At 73.1% G+C, this 22,266-nt stretch carries 21 protein-coding genes and 1 tRNA gene; 8 read left to right on the top strand and 14 right to left on the bottom strand.

The window, feature by feature from the left end; all coding sequences use genetic code 11:
- The 5 genes from ACIQG9_RS12175 to ACIQG9_RS12195 are packed head-to-tail and all read right to left on the bottom strand — an operon-like array spanning position 1 to position 5,721.
- Positions 1-1,506, bottom strand: coding sequence for a peptidoglycan D,D-transpeptidase FtsI family protein (locus ACIQG9_RS12175; protein WP_400400781.1), 1,506 nt, complete (start codon positions 1,504-1,506; stop codon positions 1-3).
- The gene (locus tag ACIQG9_RS12180; protein WP_400400785.1) at positions 1,503-2,993 is read right to left on the bottom strand and encodes an FtsW/RodA/SpoVE family cell cycle protein; all 1,491 of its coding nucleotides are present in this window, start codon (positions 2,991-2,993) and stop codon (positions 1,503-1,505) included. Before ACIQG9_RS12180 ends, ACIQG9_RS12175 begins: the two co-directional genes overlap by 4 nt.
- Positions 2,994-3,022: 29 nt before the next feature.
- Positions 3,023-4,441, bottom strand: coding sequence for a protein phosphatase 2C domain-containing protein (locus ACIQG9_RS12185; protein WP_400400790.1), 1,419 nt, complete (start codon positions 4,439-4,441; stop codon positions 3,023-3,025).
- Positions 4,438-4,923, bottom strand: a complete 486-nt coding sequence (locus tag ACIQG9_RS12190; protein ID WP_400400795.1) for an FHA domain-containing protein — start codon at positions 4,921-4,923, stop codon at positions 4,438-4,440. Before ACIQG9_RS12190 ends, ACIQG9_RS12185 begins: the two co-directional genes overlap by 4 nt.
- 6 nt (positions 4,924-4,929) lie before the next feature.
- Positions 4,930-5,721 (bottom strand): FhaA domain-containing protein, encoded by a 792-nt coding sequence (locus ACIQG9_RS12195; RefSeq protein ID WP_400400799.1) that lies wholly within the window; start codon positions 5,719-5,721, stop codon positions 4,930-4,932.
- A gap of 226 nt (positions 5,722-5,947) precedes the next feature.
- Here ACIQG9_RS12195 and ACIQG9_RS12200 point away from each other — a divergent pair.
- The 4 genes from ACIQG9_RS12200 to ACIQG9_RS12215 all read left to right on the top strand — a co-directional run bounded on the left by ACIQG9_RS12200 (position 5,948) and on the right by ACIQG9_RS12215 (position 8,759).
- Positions 5,948-6,033 (top strand) — tRNA-Leu (locus ACIQG9_RS12200).
- Positions 6,034-6,099: 66 nt separating this feature from the next.
- A complete protein-coding gene (locus tag ACIQG9_RS12205) occupies positions 6,100-7,218 on the top strand; it encodes an NAD-dependent epimerase/dehydratase family protein (RefSeq protein WP_400400803.1) in 1,119 nt (372 codons plus the stop codon).
- Positions 7,215-8,021, top strand: coding sequence for a WecB/TagA/CpsF family glycosyltransferase (locus ACIQG9_RS12210; RefSeq protein WP_400400807.1), 807 nt, complete (start codon positions 7,215-7,217; stop codon positions 8,019-8,021). The genes ACIQG9_RS12205 and ACIQG9_RS12210 overlap by 4 nt, the downstream gene beginning before the upstream one ends.
- Positions 8,022-8,138: 117 nt before the next feature.
- A complete protein-coding gene (locus ACIQG9_RS12215; protein WP_400400812.1) occupies positions 8,139-8,759 on the top strand; it encodes a hypothetical protein in 621 nt (206 codons plus the stop codon).
- Here the strand turns inward: ACIQG9_RS12215 and ACIQG9_RS12220 are convergent.
- The 3 genes from ACIQG9_RS12220 to ACIQG9_RS12230 all read right to left on the bottom strand — a co-directional run bounded on the left by ACIQG9_RS12220 (position 8,727) and on the right by ACIQG9_RS12230 (position 10,354).
- A complete protein-coding gene (locus tag ACIQG9_RS12220; RefSeq protein WP_400400817.1) occupies positions 8,727-9,131 on the bottom strand; it encodes a hypothetical protein in 405 nt (134 codons plus the stop codon). The two genes, ACIQG9_RS12215 and ACIQG9_RS12220, sit on opposite strands and share 33 nt — an antisense overlap.
- A gap of 150 nt (positions 9,132-9,281) precedes the next feature.
- Positions 9,282-9,503 (bottom strand): DUF397 domain-containing protein, encoded by a 222-nt coding sequence (locus tag ACIQG9_RS12225; RefSeq protein WP_400400821.1) that lies wholly within the window; start codon positions 9,501-9,503, stop codon positions 9,282-9,284.
- Positions 9,473-10,354 (bottom strand): helix-turn-helix domain-containing protein, encoded by an 882-nt coding sequence (locus ACIQG9_RS12230; protein WP_400400826.1) that lies wholly within the window; start codon positions 10,352-10,354, stop codon positions 9,473-9,475. The genes ACIQG9_RS12225 and ACIQG9_RS12230 overlap by 31 nt, the downstream gene beginning before the upstream one ends.
- 637 nt (positions 10,355-10,991) lie before the next feature.
- On the opposite strand from ACIQG9_RS12230, the gene ACIQG9_RS12235 reads away from it, so the two are divergent.
- Entirely contained in the window at positions 10,992-11,279 is a 288-nt protein-coding gene (locus tag ACIQG9_RS12235) for a hypothetical protein (protein ID WP_400400832.1), read from the top strand.
- 100 nt (positions 11,280-11,379) lie between these two features.
- Positions 11,380-11,856, top strand: a complete 477-nt coding sequence (locus ACIQG9_RS12240) for a hypothetical protein (RefSeq protein ID WP_400400836.1) — start codon at positions 11,380-11,382, stop codon at positions 11,854-11,856.
- Between the two features lie 9 nt (positions 11,857-11,865).
- Here the strand turns inward: ACIQG9_RS12240 and ACIQG9_RS12245 are convergent, their stop codons facing one another.
- Both ACIQG9_RS12245 and ACIQG9_RS12250 read right to left on the bottom strand, forming a co-directional pair.
- A complete protein-coding gene (locus ACIQG9_RS12245; protein WP_400400838.1) occupies positions 11,866-12,684 on the bottom strand; it encodes a PASTA domain-containing protein in 819 nt (272 codons plus the stop codon).
- Positions 12,685-12,783: 99 nt separating this feature from the next.
- Positions 12,784-13,461, bottom strand: coding sequence for a PASTA domain-containing protein (locus ACIQG9_RS12250; protein ID WP_400400843.1), 678 nt, complete (start codon positions 13,459-13,461; stop codon positions 12,784-12,786).
- Positions 13,462-13,577: 116 nt separating this feature from the next.
- On the opposite strand from ACIQG9_RS12250, the gene ACIQG9_RS12255 reads away from it, so the two are divergent.
- Entirely contained in the window at positions 13,578-14,855 is a 1,278-nt protein-coding gene (locus ACIQG9_RS12255) for a hypothetical protein (RefSeq protein WP_400400845.1), read from the top strand.
- Positions 14,856-14,907: 52 nt separating this feature from the next.
- Here ACIQG9_RS12255 and ACIQG9_RS12260 read toward each other — a convergent pair whose 3' ends face one another.
- Together ACIQG9_RS12260 and ACIQG9_RS12265 are read right to left on the bottom strand one after the other, a co-directional pair.
- Entirely contained in the window at positions 14,908-16,386 is a 1,479-nt protein-coding gene (locus ACIQG9_RS12260; protein ID WP_400400847.1) for a glutamate--cysteine ligase, read from the bottom strand.
- A 239-nt stretch (positions 16,387-16,625) separates the two neighbouring features.
- Complete coding sequence (locus tag ACIQG9_RS12265) at positions 16,626-17,204, bottom strand: YceI family protein (protein ID WP_400400849.1); 579 nt, start codon at positions 17,202-17,204, stop codon at positions 16,626-16,628.
- Between the two features lie 102 nt (positions 17,205-17,306).
- Here ACIQG9_RS12265 and ACIQG9_RS12270 point away from each other — a divergent pair, with 102 nt between their 5' ends.
- Positions 17,307-17,813: a MarR family winged helix-turn-helix transcriptional regulator gene (locus ACIQG9_RS12270; RefSeq protein ID WP_400400851.1), complete on the top strand. Its 507-nt coding sequence runs from the start codon at positions 17,307-17,309 to the stop codon at positions 17,811-17,813.
- 308 nt (positions 17,814-18,121) lie between these two features.
- Here the strand turns inward: ACIQG9_RS12270 and ACIQG9_RS12275 are convergent, their stop codons facing one another.
- Both ACIQG9_RS12275 and ACIQG9_RS12280 read right to left on the bottom strand, forming a co-directional pair.
- Positions 18,122-20,815: an ATP-binding protein gene (locus tag ACIQG9_RS12275; RefSeq protein ID WP_400400853.1), complete on the bottom strand. Its 2,694-nt coding sequence runs from the start codon at positions 20,813-20,815 to the stop codon at positions 18,122-18,124.
- A gap of 124 nt (positions 20,816-20,939) precedes the next feature.
- A complete protein-coding gene (locus tag ACIQG9_RS12280) occupies positions 20,940-22,094 on the bottom strand; it encodes an acyl-CoA dehydrogenase family protein (RefSeq protein ID WP_400400855.1) in 1,155 nt (384 codons plus the stop codon).
- Between the last annotated feature and the right edge of the window lie 172 nt (positions 22,095-22,266).

The following is a 22,266-nucleotide window of genomic DNA, read 5'->3' on the forward strand; positions in this document are numbered from 1 at the left end:
TCAGCGGCCCCCCGCGTCGGCGATGGCCGCCTGCATGATCTTGCCGGCGATCCGGGCGGCCTCGTTGCTGCCGCCACTGCCCGCCTGCTCCAGCTCCACGCAGACCGCGGAGACCGCCTCGCCGTTCTTGTCGAGCGCGAAGCCGATGAACCAGCCGTGGTCGGGCCGGTCCGGGGCGGACTGTGCGGTGCCGGTCTTGCCGCCGACGGTGTAGCCGTCGATCCGGGCGGACCGGCCGGTGCCGTTCTCCACCACGCTGACCATCATGTCCCGCAGGTCGGCGGCGACCTGGTCGCTGACCGGCCGGCGCAGCTCACGCGGCTGGGCGTTGTAGTAGCTGGTGGTCCGGTCCGGCCCGAGGAGCTGCTTGACCAGGTACGGCCGCATCTGCCTGCCCTTGTAGGCGACCGAGCCGGCGATCAGCGCCCCCTGGAGGGGCGTCATCCGCACGTCCCGCTGCCCGATCGAGGACTGGGCCAGCGCCGCCGGGTCGGTCGCCCCGCCGGGCGCCGACATCTCCCCGGTCCGGCTCGCCGTGACGGTCAGGCCGCCCTCGCCGAGCTGGCCGACGGTCAGGTCGTCCTGCTCGAAGCCGAACTGCCGGGCCTTCTCCTTCACGGTGTCCGCGCCGAGCCGCACGCCGAGCTGGGCGAAGCCGGTGTTGCACGACTCGGTGACCGCGTCCAGCAGGGTGACCTGCGCCTCCGGGCAGATCGACGGGGCGGCGTTGCGGATCGGTTCGCCCGAGGTCGGCGGGGTCCAGCTCGCCCCGGCCGGGATCTGGGTGTTCTTGCCGATCCCGTTCTCCAGGGCGGCGGCCGCCACCACGATCTTGAAGGTGGAGCCGGGCGGCAGGGTCTCCGACAGCGCGCGGTTCTTCAGCGGGCCGTCCGGGTCCTGCTCGTACTTGTTGTAGGCGGCCGACGCCACGTTGGTGTCGTGGTTGGCCAGCGGATTCGGGTCGAAGCTGGGCATCGAGACGAGCGCCTGCACCGCACCGGTACGCGGGTCGATGGCGATCGCCGCGCCCCTCTTCACCCCGTTGCCGTTGTTGCGTAGCTGCTCGTACGCGGTGTCCTGGGCCCGCTTCGAGACGGTCAGCAGCACGTTGCCGCCGCCGGTCTCGTCCCCGGTGAACATGTCCTTGATCCGGTTGCCGAGCAGGGCGTCGCTGGTGCCGGCGAGGAAGTCGTTCTCAAGCCGCTCGATGCCGGTGTCGCCCAGGTTGACCGGCTTGTAGCCGAGCACATGCGCGTACTTCGCCCCGCCCGGGTAGGTGCGCTGGTACTTCAGCTTGCCACCGGTCTCCTTGCTGGTGGCGAAGGCGGTGCCGCCGGCCTCGATGTTGCCCCGCCGACGCTCGTACTCGGCCACCTGGACCCGGCCGTTGTAGTCGCTGTTGCGGTACTCGTCGGCCTTGTACGCCTGGATCCAGTTCAGGTTCGCGAAGAGCAGACCGAAGAGGATCATGACGACGACGCCGACGCGGCGCAGGGGTGCGTTCACGGGCGGATCACCTCCGTGGGAGCACCGTGTAGCTGTTCCGGCGGGCCGCCGCCGGGCCGGGCCGCCGGGCCACCGCCCTGCGTCACCGGCCGTCGGGCCGCGTCGGAGATCCGGAGCAGCACCGCGATGAGCAGCCAGTTCGCCATCAGCGACGAACCACCCGCGGAGAGGAACGGGGTGGTCTGACCGGTCAGCGGGATGAGCTTGCTGATCCCGCCGACGATCACGAAGACCTGGAGCCCCAGGGTGAAGGCCAGGCCCCCGGCGACCAGCTTGCCGAACGAGTCGCGGACGGCCAGCCCGGCCCGCAGGCCGCGCTCGACGATCAGCAGGTAGACCACCAGCAGCGCGGTGAGCCCGAACAGGCCGATCTCCTCGCCGATGCCGGCGAAGATGAAGTCGTTCTGCACCTCGGGGATCTCCAGCGGCTCACCGGCGCCCGGCCCGGTCCCGAACAGTCCACCACTGCCCAGGCCGAGTAGCCCCTGCACCAACTGGTAGCCCCGGTCGTACGGCTCGGCGAACGGGTCCAGCCAGATCTCGGCGCGGGTGTAGAAGTTGGCGAACGGCCCGCCGACGGTGCCTCCGAGCACGTACGCGAGATAGGCGCCACCGAAGAAGAGGACCAGACCGATCAGCAGCCAACTGACCCGTTCGGTGGCGATGTAGAGCGTCACCACGAACATGCCGAAGTAGAGCAGCGAGGTGCCGAGGTCCTTCTCGAACACCAGGACCAGGAGGCTGATCAGCCAGACCCCGACCACCGGCCCGAGGTCCCGGCCGCGCGGGAAGTCGATGCCGAGGATCCGGCGGCTGGCCAGCGAGAGCACCTCGCGCTTGCGGACCAGGTAGTAGGCGAAGAACACCAGCAGCGCCAGCTTGGCGAACTCACCGGGCTGGATGCTGAAGCCGCCGACCCGGATCCACAGCTTGGCGCCGTTGATCTCGGAGAACCGGCCGGGCAGCACCGCCGGGATCATCACCAGCACGATGCCGGCCAGGCCCAGGGTGTACGCGTACCGGGAGACCGAGCGGTGGTCGCGCATCAGCACGAGCAGCCCGGCGGCGAGGATCACCGCGGCCAGCGTCCAGGCGAGCTGGCGGCCTCCGGTGCCGGCGAAGATGGCCAGCGTCTCCCGGTCGGCGGGGGCGGCCTTGCCCAGGTCGAGCCGGCGCAGGAAGCCCACCCCGACGCCGTTGAGCAGCGCCACCGCGGGCAGCAGCGCCGGATCGGCGAACGGCGCCAGCCAGCGGATCACCAGGTGCATGCCGAGGAAGACCAGCCCCAGCGCGGCGGCCGGCATCCAGAAGTCCGGGGTGACGGTGTCGAGCAGGTTCGCCTCGACGATCGCCCCGTACGCGGCCACCAGCACCATCGCCAGCAGCAGCAGCGACAGTTCGGCGTTACGCCGGGACCGCGCCAGGCGTACGCCGGGCTGCTCGCCCGTCATGGCGGGCGAGGCTGCCGGTGTGGCCGCTGCGGTCACGGATGTGTCCCTCGGATCTCAGCCGACGGTCACTCGGGCGACCGGCAGCCCGCCGGGTCTCCGGCTGGCGGGACCGCGTCGGAGGCCGAGGCGTCGGGCGTGGTGGTCGGCGCGGGGGTCGCCGTGACGACCGGACGGCCGCTGGGGGTGGGCGCGGGTGCGGTCGGTGTCGTCGTCGTCACGACCGGCGAACCGGTGACGGCGACCGTCGGGCTGGGCGGGCAGACCGGCTTCAGGTTGGGGTTGGCCGGGTCGTCGCTGGTCAGCTCGGTCAGTCGACGCAGCGCGTCCGGCCGGCTCTTGGCCTGGATGCCCTGCTTCACCTGCTCCTGGGCAGCCAGGGTGAGGTCGTCCAGTTTGGCGGGGCTGGTCGAGTGCACGCTGGACAGGTCGAGCCCGGCGACCTGGCCGGGAACCCCACGGAAGACCGCGAGCTGCCCGTTCTCGGTCGCCCCGACGTAGTACTGCCGCTGGGTGTAGCTCCAGCCGGCGAAGAGGCCGCCACCGAGGATGACCAGCAGCGCCACCAGCATCGCCACGGTGCGCAGCGGCCGACGGCGGGAGCGTTCCGGCTCGTCGTCCCGGTTGGCCGCCGGGTCCTCCGGGGCGGGGGGACGCGGCGCGGAGAGCGCCGAGGCCCGGGCCGCCGGGGTGGAGTCGTCGGCCGCGGTGGCCATCCCCCGGTCCCGGGCAGCGGCCCCGCCGACGATCGGGCTCGCCTCGACGATGTCCTGGTCGGTGGCGTCCGCGATGATCACGGTGATGTTGTCCGGGCCGCCGCCGCGCAGGGCCAACTGCACCAGCCGCTCGACGCACTGCTGCGGGTCGGTGTACTCCCGCATCGTGTCGCCGATGGTGTCCGCGCTGACCACGCCGGAGAGGCCGTCGCTGCAGATCAGGTAGCGGTCGCCGGTGAGCACCTGGCGGACGCTGTACTCCGGGTCGATGTCCCGACCGTCGAGGGCGCGGGTGAGCAGCGAGCGCTGGGGGTGGCTGCTCGCCTCCTCCGCGCTGATCCGCCCCTCGTCGACGAGCATCTGGACGTAGGTGTCGTCCTTGGTGATCTGCGCGAACTCGCCGTTGCGCAGGAGATAGGCCCGTGAGTCACCGATGTGGACCATGCCGAGCTTGCTGCCCGAGAAGAGGGTCGCGGTGAGCGTGGTGCCCATCCCCTCAAGCTGCGGGTTGGCGTCCACGGTGTCGCGGAGCTGCTGGTTGGCGGTGCCCACGGCCGATCGCAGCGCGTCGACGAGCGCGTCCCCCGGGACGTCCTCGTCGAGCGGCGCCATGGCACCGATGACGATGTTGCTGGCGACGTCACCGGCGGCCATGCCGCCCATGCCGTCGGCGACGGCGAGAAGCCGCGGCCCGGCGTAGACGGAATCCTGGTTTCCGTCTCGGATCAGACCGCGGTCGCTGTGGGCCGCATAGCGCAGGGTCAGAGTCATGGCCGTAATTCGAGAGAGGTGCGGCCGATACGGATCGGCACGCCGAGGGGGACGGGGGTTGGTCCGGTGACCTTAGCGCGATCCAGGTAGGTGCCGTTAGTCGAACCGAGGTCCTCCACGAACCACTGCCCGTCGCGCGGCACCAGTCGGGCGTGCCGCGCCGAGGCGTAGTCGTCGGTGATGACGAGGGTGGAGTCCTCGGCCCGACCGATGGTGATCTGCGCTTCACCGAGGGTGATCCGGGTGCCGGCGAGCTGGCCGGCGGTCACCACCAGTTGGTGCGCGGCCCTGCCCCGCTTCACCTTCGCCGGCTTCGCGGCCTGCCCGGTGGCGGCACCCACCGCACGCGGCGCGGCCACCAGCCGGCCCGACCGGGCTCCGGCGAAGAGGTCGCGGCGGATCACTCCGACCACCGTGAACACGAAGATCCACAGCAGGATGAGGAACCCGAACCGGGCGACGGTGATGACGAGTTCCGGCAAGGCGGGTCAGCCGTCCACGCGGAAGGTCAGGGTGGTGGTGCCGAGCTGGATCATGTCACCGGGGTTGAGGGCGACGGCCGAGACGCGCTGGCCGTTGACCATCGTGCCGTTGGTGGAGCCGAGGTCGGTCAGCACGACCTGGCCGCCGTCGAAGTCCAGCCGGGCGTGTCGGCGGGAGATGCCGACGTCCGGCAGGCGCAGGTTGGCCTGGTCGCCACGGCCGATCACGGTCGAGCCCATCTGCAACGGGTAGGTACGGCCGTCACCGGAGACCAGCCGCACGTTGCGGGCGCCGCCGTGTCCCGGCGGCGGGCCGTAGCCGCCGCCCTGGTCGTACGACGGGTACGCCGGCGGGCCGGCGTCGTAGCCGCCCGGCGACGAGACCGGGGCGACCTCGCCACCGGTGTAGACCTCGGCGGTGACCCGGAACATGCCGGTGTCCAGCCCCTCGCCGCGCTCGATCTCGACGATCACGTCGCCGTAGACCGTCCAGGCCTGCTCGCCGATGAACTCCGCCTGCGACTGGGCCAGCTCCTGGGCCAGCGCGGCGGCGTACGGCGCCAACCGACTGTGGTCGTACGGCGAGAGATCGATCACGTAGCGGTTGGGCACCAACGTGCGCCCACCGGCCAGGATCGCCTTGTGCGCCTCGGCCTCCCGCTGCATGGCGTTGAGGATCTCCACGGGGTGGACCACCCCTTTGAAGACCTTGGCGAAAGCCCCTTCGACCAGGCCTTCCAGACGCTTCTCGAAGCGTTGCAGCACGCTCACCGGCTCCTCCTCGGGTCCCGAGGACATGATGGTATCTGGACGGCGCGCATGCAGCTCGCGCGCCGCTCGGCCGCCGCGCGGCGGCCCCTCCGGAGGCGCCCGTCGGACCGTGCTACTCTTTCGTCCGCCACGAACGGTGACCGCTCGTAAGAACGGTAACCGGTCGAGGCGAGACCGAGAACCCGGTAGGATGTCCGGGGTCCGCCGGAGACGGCGACCCGGACGCGAGCTACAGTGTTCGAGGTCGTGCCACGGGGAAGTGGCGGAATGGCAGACGCGCACGGTTCAGGTCCGTGTGTCCGAAAGGACGTGGGGGTTCAACTCCCCCCTTCCCCACCAGATCGACGAGGGCTCCGCAGCTTGCGGGGCCCTCGCGTCGTATCGGGGCAGGTCGGGCGTCACGCTATGCTTCGATGGTTTGTCCAGCCTCCTACTGACCAGGAGTGGCGTGTGAGTGTCGCGTTGGTGACCGGGTCGGGCGGTCTGATCGGTTCCGAGGCGGTCCGGCACTTCGCCGGTCTCGGCCTGGACGTGGTCGGCATCGACAACGACATGCGGCAGGAGTTCTTCGGCGCCGAGGCGTCGACCGCGTGGAACGTCCGACGGCTGACCGACGAGCTGGGGTCGGCGTACGCGCACCACAGCATCGACATCCGGGACCGGGACGCCCTGGCCAAGCTCTTCGCCCGGTACGGCCGGGACATCGCCGTGGTGATCCACACCGCCGCGCAGCCCTCGCACGACTGGGCGGTGCGGGACCCGTTCACCGACTTCGACGTCAACGCGGGCGGCACCCTCAACATCCTGCAGAACGTGCGCGAGCACTGCATCGACGCGCCGGTGATCCACTGCTCGACCAACAAGGTCTACGGCGACCGCCCCAACAGCCTGCCGCTGGTGGAGCTGGACACCCGGTGGGAGATCGAGCCGGGGCACCCGTACGAGCAGGGCATCCGCGAGGACATGTCGATCGACGCCTGCCTGCACTCGGTCTTCGGCGCCTCCAAGGTCGCCGCCGACGTGATGGTGCAGGAGTACGGCCGCTACTTCGACATGCGGACGGCCTGTTTCCGGGGCGGCACGCTGACCGGCCCGGCGCACTCGGCGACCGAACTGCACGGCTTCCTGGCGTACGTCATGCGGGCCAACATGGAACGCCGCACGTACAAGATCTTCGGCTACCAGGGCAAGCAGGTCCGGGACGCCATCCACAGCTCGGACGTGGTGTCGGCGTTCGAGGCGTTCTTCCGCGCCCCGCGCTCGGCGGCCGTCTACAACCTGGGCGGCGGTCGGCACTCCAACACCTCGATGCGGGAGGCGTTCACGCTGGCCGAGCAGATCACCGGCCAGGAGATGATCTCCGAGTACGTCGAGGCGAACCGGGTCGGCGACCACAAGTGGTGGATCGGCTCGAACGAGGCGTTCCAGGCCGACTACCCGGACTGGAAGCAGGTCTACGATGTGCCGATGATCATGCGGGAGACCTACGAGGCGAACGTCGACAAGTGGGTGCCGGGAGCATGACCGGGCAGGGCAAACGGAACATCCTCGGCGTCCTGGTCGACGCCACCGACTACGCCTCGGCGACCGAGCAGGTCGTCGCGGCGGCCCACCAGCGGCGTCCGCTGGCGCTGACCGCGCTGGCCGTGCACGGCGTGATGACCGGGGTGCTCGACCCGGCGCACAACGCCCGGCTCAACTCCTTCGACGTGGTCACCCCGGACGGTCAGCCGGTCCGCTGGGCGCTCAACCTGCTGCACCACGCCGGCCTGTCGGACCGGGTCTACGGCCCGACGCTCACCCTGCACGTGCTGCGCCGCTTCGCCGAGGAGGGGCTGCCGGTCTACCTGTACGGCTCGACCGAGGAGACCCTGGCCAAGCTGATCCCGGCGCTGGAGCGGATGTTCCCGGCCCTGAAGATCGCCGGGGTGGAGCCGTCGAAGTTCCGCGCGGTGCAGCCCGGCGAGGACGTCGAGATCGCCGACCGGATCAAGGCCAGCGGCGCCCGGCTCGTCCTGGTCGGCCTGGGCTGCCCCCGGCAGGAGATCTTCACCTACGCGATGCGGCCACTGCTGGACATGCCGCAGATGGCGGTGGGCGCGGCCTTCGACTACCACGCCGGCCTGCTCCGGCAGCCGCCGCCGTGGATGCAGCGGGCCGGCCTGGAGTGGTTCTGGCGGCTCGGCCTGGAGCCGAAGCGGCTCTGGCGCCGGTACGTCATCCTCAACCCGGCCTACCTGACCCGCCTCGCCGGCCAGAAGACCGGCCTGTGGAAGGCGAGGCCCCCCGCGCCGGCCACCGAGCGTCCGGCCAGCTTCGCGGTCTGACCCGGTCCACTTCGGACCGTCCGGATCCGGTACGCCGGAACCCCTACGGGACGGGTCGGGGTCGAACAGGGGCCGCGCCCGGATTCGCCGGACGCCGTTCTGGGCAAGGCTGGGCGCATGGATGGCCATCTCCTCGTGCTGCTGCCGATCGCCGCGGTCTGGCTCGCCGCCGGCGTCGTGGCGGACGGACTGCCCCGGTTGGACCGCGCCCGCGCCCTCCGGCGGCGTACCGGATGGTTGCTCGCCCTGACCGCGACCGGCCTCGCCCTGACGGCGGCGGTGCTGGCCGCCGGCCTGACCAGCGCCGGGAACACCCCGGTGGACCGGGCCGCCGCCCAACTCCCGCTGGTGGCCGTCCCGGCGCTCGCGGTGGCGGTCTGCACCTGGCGTCGGGTACGCCGGCTGCGGGCCGGCGCGGGCGCGTTCACCGCCGCGCCGGAGACACCCGCGCCGTACGGCCTGCGGGCCGCCGCCGGCCACCCGCTGATCGGCCTGCCGTTGCAGGTGACCGCCCTGGCCACCGTGCCGGGCCTACTCGCCGCCGCCGGCCTGGACCTCACCACCGACCCCGGTGTCACCGGCGTCGCGCTCACCGGCGGCGGGCTCGCCGTCCTCGCGATCGGGGTACGCCACGGGCTGCGGCACAACCGGCTCGCCGAACGGACGCTGCCGCCGGCGGCCCCGGCGCTGGCCGGACTGCCCGCGTCACCTGCCGCGGCCGGCTCCCTGCACGTATAGCAGCTCCAGGATCGCCCGGGTCGCCTCGAACCACCGGTCCAGCCAGCCGGGCGGCGGGACGCTCCCCTTCGGCGGCAACTCCAGCAGCAGCCCGCGCAGCAGCGGGTGGTCGACCAGCGACTCGGTGGGCTCCAGCGGCCAGCCGGCCGGCGGGAACGACGGCTCGGTGAGCGGGTTCGGGTCGAGGGAGGGCAGTGACAGCGGCGGCCCGGCCTGCTCCGGCGCGGCGGCGGCGCTGTCCCGCCCGAGTTCGGTGTCGGTGGACACGACCTCGGTCAGCACGGAGTCCCGCCGCGCGCCGCGGTACTTGCCGCCGAACCGTTCGCTCTTGCCCGGGCCGTTGGTGAGGTTGTCTGAACCGATCGTCGTCATCCGTCTCGCCTGCCTCGCTCGGTTGCCGATCCGGGCGCGGGTCGTCGACCAGCGCCGTACCGAGGAGTACAACGACACGGGGCCCAACTGGCGACGGGCCGGCCGGGAGTGTCCCCGACCGGCCCGCCGGTCAACGCCACACTGCGTTGGTCAGTGCTGGCCGAACGCGCCGTTCCGGGCGTCGGCGACGAAGGCGTGCCATTCCCCTGGGGCGAAGACCAGGGCGGGACCCGTCTTGTCCTTGGAGTCCCGTACCCCGATCGCCCCGATCACGTACGCCACCTCGACGCAGTTGTCACAGTTCGGCCCGCTTTTCGAGCTCTTGAACCATGTCGCCTGCGTCAGGTCCACGGGGAACCTCTTGGTCGCCATTTCCACAACGGCTCCTCTGCCAGTTCTGCGATGTGTGCGATGGATTCCTCCGGTCGGATGGCCGCTGCTCGAATGTGATCGAAGATGAAGCTGTACTTCTGTAGCTCGTCGCTCTTCTCCAGGAAGAGCCCACCCGTGGCGTTCTCCGCGTACACCACATCGGGATCACCCGGTTCGGGGAAGCTGAGGATCGTGAAGGTCCCGTCCATGCCGGCGTGCGCCCCCACCTCGAAGGGCAGGACCTGCAACGTCACGTTCGGCAGTTCGGCCACCTCCACCAACCGCTTGAGCTGGCCACGCATCACCGCGTCGCCGCCAACCGGCCGACTCAACACCGCCTCATCGAGCACCACCCACAGATCGACCGGATCGTCCTGGGTCAACAACGACTGACGGCCCAGTCGGACACGCACCCGCTGATGCACCTGGTCGGCGGTGAAGTCCGGACGGGCCGCCCGGATCATGGCGCTGGCGTACTCCTCGGTCTCCAGCAGGCCGGGGACGACCTGCTGCTCGTACGCGCGGATCGTGCTGGCCGCGGCCTCCAATCCGACGTACGCCCCGACGAGCACGGTGCTGTAGGGGTGCCACCACCCCTTCTGCCGCGCCTCCCGGGCGATCTGCACCAGCTCGTCGCTCTCCGCGCCCACCACGCCGTAGATCCGGAGCATGTCCCGGACGTCGCGTGGGGTCGCCGAGGTGTGACCGGTCTCGATCCGGGAGACCTTGGAGGCGGAACACTCCAACTGCTCGGCGACGGCCTCTATGGTGATGCCGGCCGTCTCCCGCTGACGGCGCAGTTCGGCCCCCAACCGGCGACGCCGGATGGTGGGGCTGCGCCGCTCGCTCACGGCGCCACTCCGTGGGCCGCTGGTAGGGAACGCTGGTTTCTCGCGCTCACCCGGTTACCTCCGGTCGATCGCGCCTGCGTCGACACCCGCCGAAGGCGCGACCGACGAACGGCGGGGCGATCGTTCGCGGCAGGGGTGGTGCCGGTCGTCGACCGGCCGCGTCGGGCGAAACCGGCGTCCAGTGTGCCGCCCCGGGGTCGGCGTCATCAAGCGCCGGGTTTGCGTGTCGCGCTCGCGTATCGGCAAAAGTCGACGTGCAACTTGCATGAAGCACAACGCTGATGCACTCTGTCCGTATGACTCGGGTCACCCACCGTCTCCGGAAGCTTCCCCGGTGTGATCAACGCACCGGTTCCGGCGCGACGGTCGGGCGGGCCGGTCCCACTGCGACATCCAGACCTGCCCCGGGTTGAAGACCTCGCCGCTGCACGCCGGATGGCTGTGGCGGCGGGAGCGGTACCACCCGGGAGCAGCCGGGTGATGGTCGGGTGGCGGTCCGCCACCAGCGGGTACGGCCCGGCCACCACACACGGATCCGCCGGTCCACGAGGCACGACCCCGCCGCCGGGCCCCGCACCACGTCCCCTGTTCCGCACCGGCCGACCCACGACGCCGGCCATACCCTCCAGGAGCCCATGTGCTTCCCCGCTCTGGTGACGTACTGCACGTGACTCGCGCGGCGAGTGTCCAGTTCCTCAGACCGATCACCTTCCGGGTGATCCGAGTGCTCGACTGGCCGACCTACGACGGCTGGCTCTGGCTCGACGGCTACGAGTTGAACGCGGCGGGGGACGCGGTCAGCCGGCGGTCGATCTTCGTCCAGGAGGCCGGCCTGGAGCAGCTCCGGGCCGCACCGGTGCCTCGCCCGCACACCGTGCGGCAGCAGCGCCGGCCGGTCAACCGCTCCCCGGTGGCGGTGGGCTGACCCGCGAATACCCGGCCGGTGGGCGTACCGCCGCCATAGAATCGGTACGCCCACCCCGGCAAACGTCTCCACCCCGCGCGTCCCGGACCCTGAACCTGGGATGGCCATGGTCAATCTGCCCGCCGCGCGGCGGCACCACAGGTCCCGCATCGGATACGCCTTCGGGTTGCTGGCGCTGGTCGGCGCCGTCACCGCCCTCGTGGTGGTGGTGCGCTACCCGGCCGAGTCGGCCACCCGGCTCGCCGAACCGGTGCCGGCCCCCGAGATCACCGTGGTCGAGGGGGGCGACGCCCCGCCACCAGACCCGGGCAGCGCATCGCAGGATCGGGCGCTACCGGCCGACGACCTGTACGGCCGGGCGACCGGCGACGACCCGCTGGCCGGCCCTGGCCGGAACGCACCGGGCTCGACCACTCCGCAGCAGGGCACCGGCGGCGGCTCCGCGCTCGCCGACCCCCGACACCCGTCGGGCGGCCCGCAGACCGTCGCCCAGTCGCTGTTCTACTCCGGCCTGCTCGGCCTGGCCATCTCGCTGGCCGGTCTGGGCCTGGTCGGCACGAAACGCCGGATGTGGTGACGCCGCCGGTCACCCGGTGGGACTGACCTCGGGTGTCGGCGTGCCGGTGCGGGTGCCGGTCGGGGTCGGCGACGGCGACGCCGCAGCGGCCACCACCAGGGTCACCTCGTCACCCGGCGAGACCAGCTCGCCGGTCCCCGGATCGGTCGCCAGGACCGTGCCCGGCGGTTGATCCGACTCCCGCGTCGCCACCCGGTACGACAGGCCGAGCCGGCCCAGCAGGGTCTGCGCGGTGGCCCGGGAGAGCCCGACCAGGGGCGGCACCGGGATCTGGGCCGCCGCGCCGGTCGTCGGCGGGGAACTCGGCGGCCCGGTGGTCGGGGCGGCGGTGGTCGGCGCGCCGGTGGTCGGGGCGCCGCCGGTGGTCGGGGCGACGGTCGGCGGCGGTGTCTCGTCCGGCGGGGAGTCCGCCGCCCGCAGGGCCAGCCAGAGTCCGGTGCCGAGCAGCCCGAACAGCAGCAGCGCGAGGACGCCCAGCAGGATCGGTGTCCACCAGCGCCGGCCGCGCTGCTCCTCGCCGTACCACTCGGCCGGTTCCCCGGGCTCCGCCGGGCGCGGCGGCGGCACCCCGGCCCGACCCGACCACACCGGTGCCCCGGTCGGCTCGGCGTGGGCCGCCCCGCCGGTCGGTGGCAACGGACGCGTCGCGTCGCCGGACGGCGACGGGTGGGACGGGTCGTGGGGGTGCGCCGGCAGTGGTCGGGTCGCGTCGTCAGTCGGCGACGGACGGGACGGGCCGTCGGACCGGGGCAGTGGGCGCGTCGCGTCGTCGGACCGGGGCAGCGGACGGGTCTCGTCGGCGGGTGGCTCCTGGCGGTCGTCGCTCATCGCACGTCCTCTCGCCACCGGGCGGGCGTCGTGGCCCTCGACCGTCCAAGGTAACGGCCGGGGTCACCATCCACCGGGACCAGCGCGGCGACCCGCCCGTCACGGCGGCGGCGGCGCCTCGGAGGTCTTCTTCTTCCCGGTTTCACAGGAGATGGCGACCTGGTCGTTCCAGTGCGCGGTCGTGTCGGCGGCGGGCACCTGGGCGGTGACCTTGCCACGCCGGCCGGTGGGGTAGTCGGGGAACAACCCGCGCTCACCCAACTCGTCGGCGGCCTCCGCGCAGTCCTCGCCGACCATGTCGGGCACGTCCACCTCGGGAGCCGGCCCGCTGACCAGCACCCGTACCGAGGTGCCCGGCCGGACCGGCGTACCCGCCGCCGGCACGGTGCCCGTCACCGCCCTGCCGCTACCGGTCCCGAACACCAACCGCCAGCCGAGTCTGCGGTCGTGCAGTTCGTCGCGGGCCTTCTCGAAGTCCAGGCCGACCAGGGGTGGCACGGTCAGCCCGCCGCCGACGGGTGGCGCGGGCGGGGTGGTGGTCCGTGCGGCCGTCGGCCGGGAGGTGGTCGGCTGCCCGGTCGGGCCGGCGGGGGACGAGGTGGGCGCGGCGACCGACGAGGGATCGGTGGCCGGCTCGCCGGGGTCGGCCAGCACCCACCCGACGGTCCCGCCGACGGCGGCCAGCAGGACCGTCGCCAGCGCCCCGCCGAGCAGCACGGTCGCCCGGCCCGGCCGGCCGTGTTCCGGCGTGTCCGCTTCGGTGTACTGGTCGTTCATCGCACTCCCCCGCCTCGTCACCGGCGACGGTACCGGCCGCCGCCCACCGGTCACCGTGCGTGGTCCGGTGGTCGTAGGACTCGCCGCTCCGATCAGGGGACGCTACAGTCCCCGGCATGGCTGGACGGGGCTGGGGAGGATCGGTGGCCACCGCCGTCGGCGTCGCCGCCGGCGTGGGTGCCGCACAACTGGGCTTCGGCTACGGCCTGGGCATCGTCAACTGGGCCCCGGTCGACGCCGGGGCCACCGAGGCGTCCTGGTTCGCCAGCCTCGCCTGGGCGACCTGGATCGCCGCCGTCTCCACGATCGCCGGGGCGGTCTGCGCGCAGCGGCTGCACGAACGCGGCGGGAACGTCGTCGCCGGTGGCACCCTGCACCGGGTCACCCTCGCCGTGGCGGGCGCGGTCGGCGCGCTGATCACGGTGCTGCTGGTCGCGGTGCCGTCCCGGGCCGCCACCGTGCCGGACACCTTCTCACCGCAGACCGTGGCGGCCGGCTATGCCGGCGTCGGGGTGCTGGTCGGGCTGGTCGTGACGGTCTGGACGCTGCACTCGCGGGCCGCCGCGAACAACGTGATCGCCACCGTCGGCTGGCTCTGGCTGCTGGCCGTGGTGTCGGTCGTCGACGGGGTGCTCGCCGGTCGCGGGCTGACCAGCGCCCAGCTCGGCATCTGGCAGATCGCGCACGACAGTCCCCGGTTCTGGTTGCGGGACCACCTCTACTGGCCGGGCGCGCTGCTCGCCCTGGGTTCGGCGCTGCTGATCGGCGCGCTGGCCGCCCGCCGGCCCGCCCGGGCACCGGAGCTGCGGCTCGGTGCGGTGGTCTCCGGGGCCGCCGGGCCGCTGCTCGTCGCGGTCGCCTACTTCCTCGCCGTACCCCGGTTGGCGACGATCTCCCCCGCCCAGGTGTCGGCCCACCTCGTCGCGCCGTACGCGGTGATCGTCGGCGCGGCCGGATCGGTGCTGGTGGCCTCGCTCGCCCAGCGGGCCGAACGGCGGGCCGCCATCCGGTCCACGCCGCTGGTGCCCCACCCCCGCACCGGCGAGCTGGACGACCTGCCGGCCGGCACCGACCCGCTGGCCGACCGGGGCGACGACCGGCCGGGACGTCCGGCCGGTGCCCGGCCGGGAGCCGGTGGCCCGGGGCCGGTCGACGACACCGGCCGGTCGGCGTCGACCGGGGCCGGACCCGTGGGCGACCCGGCGACGACGCCGCCGGTGACCGGGCGGGCCAGGCCGGTCCGTCGGGGCCGGGCCACCGCCGCGACCGCGACGCCGGCCGACGAGTCGTCGGCCGTCCCGCAGGCGGACCCGCCCGCCGGCCCGCCGGCCGAGGTGCCGCCGCCGGACACCGCCACCGTTCCCAAGCCACGCCCCGGCCGCCGGACCGGCTGACCGGCCCTGCCATCAGGCCGGGCCCGCCGCCCCGGCGGGACGGCCGGGTGGATCAGTCGACCGGCCAGGTGTGCACGGGCTCGTTGCTGCGCTGGAGTTCGGCGTACCGGTTGGCCATGTGGTGCAGGGCCGCGCCCCGGTCGAGGTTGCGGTGCCGCTCGGCGGCCCAGACCGCCTCGGTCTGCCAGACCGCGCCGTTGCGGCCGGTACGGCAGCGTTGCTCGATGATGCCGAGCAGCCGGTCCCGCTCGGCGGGGGCGACGCCGAACCGGTCCAGCCCGGTGGCCGCCTTCGGCAGCAGGGTGTCCAGGACCAGCTTGGCCACCGGCACCTCGCCGAGCCGGGGCCAGTGCAGCACCGCGTCCATGCCCCGTCGGGCGGCGGCGTGGAAGTTCTCCTCGGCGGAGCTGAAGGTGAGCTGGCTCCAGATCGGCCGGTCCGCCTCGGCCAGCCCGCGCGCCAACCCGAAGTAGAAGGCGGCGTTCGCCAGCATGTCGACCACGGTCGGCCCGGCCGGCAGCACCCGGTTCTCCACCCGCAGGTGGGGACGGCCGTTCATGATGTCGTAGACCGGGCGGTTCCAGCGGTAGACGGTGCCGTTGTGCAGCCGCAGCTCGGACAACTGCGGAACCCCGCCGCCGTGCAGCACCTCGACCGGGTCCTCGTCCTCGCAGATCGGCAGCAGCGGCGGGAAGTACCGGACGTTCTCCTCGAACAGGTCGAAGATCGAGGTGATCCAGCGTTCCCCGAACCACACCCGGGGCCGTACGCCCTGGGCCTTCAGTTCGTCGGGGCGGGTGTCGGTGGCCTGCTGGAAGAGCGCCACCCGGGTCTCCGCCCAGAGCTGGCGACCGTAGAGGAACGGTGAGTTCGCGCCGACGGCGACCTGCACCCCGGCGATGGCCTGCGAGGCGTTCCAGTAGTCGGCGAAGCTGTCCGGCGCGACCTGGAGGTGGAACTGGAGGCTGGTGCAGGCGGCCTCGGGCACGATCGAGTCGGTGTGCGTCTGGAGCCGTTCCACACCTCGGATGTCCAGCTCGATGTCCTCGCCACGGGCACCGACGATCTGGTCGTTGAGCACCCGGTACCGCTCGTTGGTGGAGAGGTTGTCGGCCACCAGGTGACGCGCGGTCAGGGTGGGCAGGATGCCGACCATGACGATCCGGGCGTCCGACTTCGCCGCCCGTTCGTCGGCCCGGGTCAGGCTGCTGCGCAGGTCCCGCTCGTAGTCGGCGAAGCCGGTCCCCTCGATCAGCCGGGGCGCGGCGTTCAGTTCGAGGTTGAACTGCCCCAGTTCGGTCTGGAAGAGCGGGTCGGCGATCGCGGCGAGGATCTCCTCGTTGCGCATCGCCGGCTCGGCGTCCGGGTCCATCAGGTTGAGTTCGATCTCCAGGCCGGTCATCGGCCGGTCGGCGTCGAAGCCGAAGTCGTCCAGCATCAGCGCGAAGACGTCCAGGCACCGCCGGACCTTCTGCCGGTAGCGGACCCGGTCCTCCCGGGAGAAGGCGCCCTGCTCGACGTCCTTGCCCATGTGTCCTCCCGGGGTGAGACGCGCGGGACGGTGCCGTCCCGGCGCGGGTGGTGAACCATCACGGTAGAAGCGCTCACCGGGCCAGGGCCAGAGCCCCGCCGGGTACGCGCTCCGGCCATCTCTACCCAGCGGCCGTTCACCGGCACCGGGACAACCCACAAACAACCCGTGACAATTCGCACCCGACGCGCCGAGGCCCCCGCGTCAGGGGAAGCGGGGGCCTCGGCGGCAGGGGTGGCTCAGGCCTGGCGGATGGCCTCGCCCTCGATCTCGATCTTGATCTTCTTGCCGACCAGCACGCCACCGGTCTCCAGGGCGACGTTCCAGGTGAGACCGAAGTCCTCCCGGTCGATCTCGGTGGCGGCGGTGAAGCCGAACACGTCGGTGCCGAACGGGGTCCGGCCGACGCCCTCGAACTCGACCTCCAGCTCGACCTGGCGGGTGACACCCTTGATGGTCAGTTCGCCGAGGAGGACGAACTCGTTGCCGTCGCGGGACTTGACGCCGGTGCTCCGGTACTCCACCGTCGGGAACTGCTCGACGTCGAGGAAGTCGGCGCCGCGCAGGTGACCGTCGCGGTCGGCCTGGGCGGTGTTGATGCTGGCCGCCTGGATGGTGGCGGACACCGAGGACTGCAGCGGGTCGTCGGCGACGGTGATGGTGGCGGTCGCCTCGGCGAACTCGCCGCGCACCTTGCTGACCATCATGTGCCGGGCGACGAAGCCCACCCGCTTGTGCGCGGCGTCCAGCAGGTAGGTGCCGGCGGCGGGGATGGTGAGCCCCTCCCAGTCGCGGGTAACCGACTCGGTGCTGGTCATGAAGCTGCCCTCCAGAGGAGAATTGTTTAGTAGCCCAACGACTGACTGAGCAACTATAGTCACAGCAATATTCCCTCTGTCAAGCACTGCTAGGATGGCCCGGTGGACCAGAACGTGTTCGGCGACCCCCGGATCACCGCCGTCGGCCTTCTCGTCGAGGCGTACGCCGGGCTGTCGGCCCGGTTCGCCGCGCAGCACGAGGAGCACGGCCTCTCCGCGGTGGAGTTCGAGGTGCTGATGCGCCTCGCCCGCTCCCCGGGCAACCAGTTACGGATGACCGACCTGGCCGCCCAGACCTCCCTCTCCACCAGCGGCGTCACCCGGGTGGTGGACCGGATGGAGCGCGACGGGCTGCTCCGCCGACGGGCCTGCCCCGCCGACCGCCGCAGCTCGTACGCGGTGGTCACGCCCGCCGGGCTGAAGCGGCTCGACGAGGCCCTCCCCGGCCACCTGCGGATCATCGAGCAGTGGTTCACCGGCCAACTCGAACCCGACACCCTCGCCGTCGTGCTGGACGGCCTGCGCCGGGTGCGGGACGCCGTCCACCCGGGGGCGACCGCCGGCAGCACCGACTCGGCCCCGTCCGGCGAGCCGGCGACCACCTGCTGAGACACCGGCAGAACAACCGGCAGAACCGGGCACACCCACCGGACGCAAGCTCGCCGATGCCCACAAAACGGACGAGCAGCCTGGTTAGCCTTCGTTCCGCGCGGGGGAGCACCGGGGGGTGCCGGCGCGAGCGATTGAGCAAGGGGTGTCACCAGGGGGCTTCATCGCTCGCGCCACCCCCGCGCCTCCGCCGACCCCGCACCTCCGCCACCCCCGCACCTCCGCCACCCCCGCACCTCCGCGCCTCCGCCGACCTGGGTCCGTCGCCAACCAGCCCGGGTCCGCGGCCACCCGACGCGGGCCTGTCGTCAGCGGGCGGCCGGGTCCGTCGGTGGCTCGGGTGGACCCACGCCGTCGCCCGGCCCCACCACCGCGCCCAGCAGCGCCTCCTCGTCCGGTAGCAACCGGATCCCACTCCGTCGGCAGACCCGGTCCAGGTGCTCCCGTACCTCGGCGGAGCCGGTGCTCGCGGCCAGCCCGACCAGCGCCTCGACCACGTCCCGCCGGTCCTGGCCGGCGGCCCCGGCGGCCGCCGCCACCGTGAACCACTCGGCCGCCAACTCCCGGTCCCCCCGGTGCAGCGCCACCGTGCCCTCGATCAACGCGCACACCCCCTCCTCCGGCCGGACCGTCCCCGCCGGGCCGGGGCGGGTGCCGTGCACCGCCGCGCCGACCGCCTCGACGGCCGTCCGGGGTGACGGCGACCCGGCATTCGGATGACCGTCGCAGCGCAGCTCGGCGAGCACCTCGGCGGCCTCGTCGGCCCGGCCGGACCGGGCCAGCGCCAGCCCCACCGTGCCGAGCACCCGTCGGCGGTGCCCCGGGTCACCCACCCCGGACAGCACCGCGACCACCCGTCGGCCCTGGTCCACCGCGTCCGCGTACCGGCCCTCCAACCGGGCCACCTCGGCCAGGTTGGCCCGGGCCAGCAGGCGCAGCCGGCGCTCCCCGAGCTGGGCGGCCAACCGGTCGACCGAGGCCAGCCGGCGGCGGGCCGCAGGCAGGTCGCCGAGGCGGATCTCGTGCCAGGTCAGGTTGTTCTGGGCGACCGCCGTGTCGCGTACCCGGCCGTGCCGGGTGGCCAGGGTCAGCACCGCGTACGCCTGCTCGGCCGCCTCGTCGTGCCCGCCGGTGGCGACCAGCAGCCCGCCCAGGACGGTCCGCCCCTCCAACTCGCCGGTCACGTCGCCGCGCGCGGTGAACACGGCGAGCGCGGCCCGGACGGCGGGCAGCTCCTGCGCCGCCGCGCCGTGCTCGGCGGCCAGCCGGGCCACCCCGAGCAGCGCCCAGGCCCGCAGCACCGGATCGGCGTCGGCGGTACGCGGATCCGCGAGCAGCCGACGCAGCCACTGCCGGCCGGTGACGTCCCGCCCCCGCATCCGCCACCAGCGGGTCAGCGACGCCGCCAGGTGCAGCGCGGTGAGCGGGTCGTCGGTGGCGGCGTGTGCCAGCGCCGCGCTGATGTCGCTGGTCGCCTCGTCGAGCTGGCGTACCGCGGCGGACAGCCGCGCCCCGACCAGGTCCGGTGCGGTCCGGGTGACCAACCGGGCGATCACCACCGCGTGCCGGCGACGGGCCGCCGTCAGCTCGCCCCGGCCGGCGGCCTGCTCGGCGGCGAACTCCCGGACCGCGTCGAGCAGGCGGAACCGGAACGGCCCGGCACCCCGGACGCTGAGCAGGCCCAACTCGACCAGCCGGTCCAGCAGCGGCACCGGGTCGACCAGCACCGCGCCGTCCCGGTCAACCTCGTCGGCGAGGACCTCCTCGGCCAGCTCCACCGACCAGCGGTTGGCGAAGACCGACAGCCGGCGCAGCGCGGCCTGCTCCCCGCCGGCCAGCAGCCGGTAGCTGGTCGCCACCGCCTCGCGCAGGGTCACCGCCACCGCCGCGCGGGGACGCTCGGCGGGTCCGGCCGGCTGGGCCGCCTCCCAGCCGCGCCCGCCCAGGTCCGGACCGGCCAGGTCGAGGACCCGGTCGCCGTACCGGTCGAGCAGTTCGGGCAGGTCGAGAATCCGGCCCCGGGCCGCCATCAGCTCGATCGCCAGCGGCAGTCCGTCCAGCCGGCGGACCAGCGCGGTGAGGGCGGGCAGCTCGGCCGGGTCGGGTGGCTCCCGGCGGACCCGGGTGAGCCGGGCGGTGAAGAGCGCCGCCGCCGGCCACCGGGCGACCTCGTCCGGGTCGACCAGATCGGCCGGTGGCACCTCCAGCGGCGCCACCGGGCGGACCAGTTCGCCGGGGAAGCCGACCGGGTGGCGGCCGGTCACCACCACTCGCAGGGCGGGTACCACCCCCACCAGCCGGTGCAGCGCCTCGGCCACCGAATCCGGGGCCCGCTCGACCGCGTCCACCAGCAGCAGCGCCGGTCGACCCCGGAGTCGGGCGGCCAGCTCGGCGAGGCGGGCCGCGCCCAGCACCGCACAGACCGCGCCGAGCACGTCGGCGGCGTCGGAACCCTCGCCGACCAGCACCCCGGCCACCCCGCCCGGGTGGGCGTCGGCCACCTCGTGCGCCACCGCCAGGGCCAGCGCCGTCTTGCCGACGCCGGCCAGCCCGACCAGGCTCAGCACCGGCGGCCAGCCGTCGCCGGTCAGCAGCCCGGCCAGCTCGGCCAGTTCCCGCTCGCGGCCGATCAGCTCGACCGGGGGCGGCAGCGCGATCGGCGTACCCGGGAGGTCGGGGTCCCGGGCGGCGGGCCCGGCGGCGGCCGGTCGGGGCGGGACCCCGGCGGCGGTCGGGCCGGCGGCCCGGCCCCGGGCACTGGCGAGAAAGCCGGCGCGGGCCGCGCCGGTCAGGCCGAGCGCGCCGGCGACCAGTTCGGCGGTGGTGCGCTGCGGCCGGTGGGACCGACCGTTCTCCAGGTCACGGACCGTCCGCACGCCGACCCCGGCCAGCTCGGCCAGCTCGGCCTGGGTGAGGCCGGCGGCCAGCCGGTGCGTCCGCACCAGCTCCCCGATCGGGGTACGACCACCCGAGCCGGACAGATGATCATGATCCGGAGTCATGGGCAGGAAGGGTACGGACGGGATACGACGCCGGGCAGCCCTGCGTCGGCCAGCCGACGGCGGGCTGCGGATATCCGACAAACCGGCGGCCCCCGCCGCAACCGGTGCGGCGGGGCCGGTTACCTCACATGCCCAGGTCGCGGGCGATGATCATGCGCTGCACCTCGGAGGTGCCCTCGCCGATCTCCAGGATCTTGGAGTCCCGCCAGAACCGGGCCACCGGGTACTCGTTCATGAAGCCGTAGCCGCCGTGGATCTGGGTGGCCTCCCGGGCGTTGTCCACCGCGACGGTGCTGGCGTGCAGCTTGGCGATCGCCGCCTGCCGCTTGAACGGCTCACCGGCGAGCATCCGCGCGGCGGCGTCGTAGTAGGCCAGCCGGGCGGTGTGCGCCTTCAGCTCCATGTCGGCGATCTTGAACTGGATCGCCTGGTAGTTGCCGATCGGCTGGCCGAACGCCTCGCGCTCCTTCGCGTACCTGATCGACTCGTCGACGCAGCCCTGGGCCAGGCCGACGGCGAGCGCGGCGATGGCGATCCGGCCCTCGTCGAGGATCCGCAGGAACTGGGCGAAGCCCCGGCCCCGCTCGCCGAGCAGGTTCTCCGCCGGCACCCGGCAGTCGTCGAAGGTCAGTTCGTGGGTGTCCGAGGCGGTCCAGCCGACCTTGGAATAGCCGGGCGCGACGGTGAACCCGGGGGTACCCGACGGGACGATGATGGTGGACAGCTCCTTCGAGCCGTCCGGCCGGACGTCGGTGACCGCCGTGACGGTGACCAAAACGGTGATGTCGGTGCCCGAGTTGGTGATGAACGCCTTCGACCCGTTGATCACCCACTCGTTCGTCGTCTCGTCTAGCACCGCGCGGGTCTGGGTGCCGGCGGCGTCCGAACCGGTGCCCGGCTCGGTCAGCCCGAAGCCGGCCAGCGCCTCACCGCTGAGCAGCTTCGGCAGCCAGCGGGCCTGCTGCTCGGGCGTACCGAACCGGTAGATCGGCATCGCGCCCAGCGAGACCGCCGCCTCCAGGGTGATCGCCACACTGGAGTCGACCCGGGCCAGCTCCTCCAGGGCGAGGCAGAGGGCGAAGTAGTCGCCGCCCATGCCGCCGTGCTGCTCGCCGAAGGGCAGGCCGAACAGGCCCATCTTGCCCATCTGCCGGACGACCTCGTACGGGAAGGTGTGCTTCTCGTAGTGCTCGGCGATCACCGGGGCGACCACCTCGCGGGCGAAGTCCCGCACGCTCTCCCGCAGCGCCTCTTGTTCCTCGCTGAGCCGGAAGTCCATCGGTTCCTCCTGTACGGGTTCCTCCGCCGGGCGTTCGTGGCGCCGGGGGCGGTCGCTGGGCTGCTCGGGGTCGCCGGTGCGGCTCCGGTCGGAGCTGCTCGGGTCGGCGGTGCCGGGGTGGGTCGCCGGTGCCGGCGTTCGGTGGTGGCCGGGCGGGTCGCGGTGGCGACCG

Origin of the sequence: Micromonospora sp. NPDC092111, from assembly GCF_044755745.1 — a bacterium.
GTDB lineage: Bacteria > Actinomycetota > Actinomycetes > Mycobacteriales > Micromonosporaceae > Micromonospora.